The following is a 316-nucleotide window of genomic DNA, read 5'->3' on the forward strand; positions in this document are numbered from 1 at the left end:
CGGGTCGAAAGTCCGCGAGTTGCTGATGAAGTCGTCGATCTATGACGTGCATCCGCGCAACTTCCCGGTCGGCAAAGCGGTCGGCACTACCTTCGCCAAGACTCAGCTGGTGATCCGTCGCACCGGCGAAGAGACCTGGGAGCTGCTGGTGCGCCGCAGTTTCTCCGACTACATCTGGCTGTGGCTGCAAGACGCCAGCGCCGAATTCGGCCTGGCGATCAAGGCCTGACATTACCCCGGCCCTAGCGCTGCACAGGAGATCGAAATGAGCCGCACCCCAGACACTTGGATCCTCACCGCCCACTGCCCGAGCGTG

At 62.7% G+C, this 316-nt stretch carries 1 protein-coding gene; it reads left to right on the forward strand.

Annotated elements, in window-relative coordinates:
• On the forward strand, positions 1-229 hold a 229-nt coding region (locus PH586_RS23485), incomplete at its 5' end, for a sarcosine oxidase subunit gamma (protein WP_271350215.1).
• Between the last annotated feature and the right edge of the window lie 87 nt (positions 230-316).

It is taken from the genome of Pseudomonas aestuarii (genome assembly GCF_027988105.1).
Classification (GTDB): domain Bacteria; phylum Pseudomonadota; class Gammaproteobacteria; order Pseudomonadales; family Pseudomonadaceae; genus Aquipseudomonas; species Aquipseudomonas aestuarii.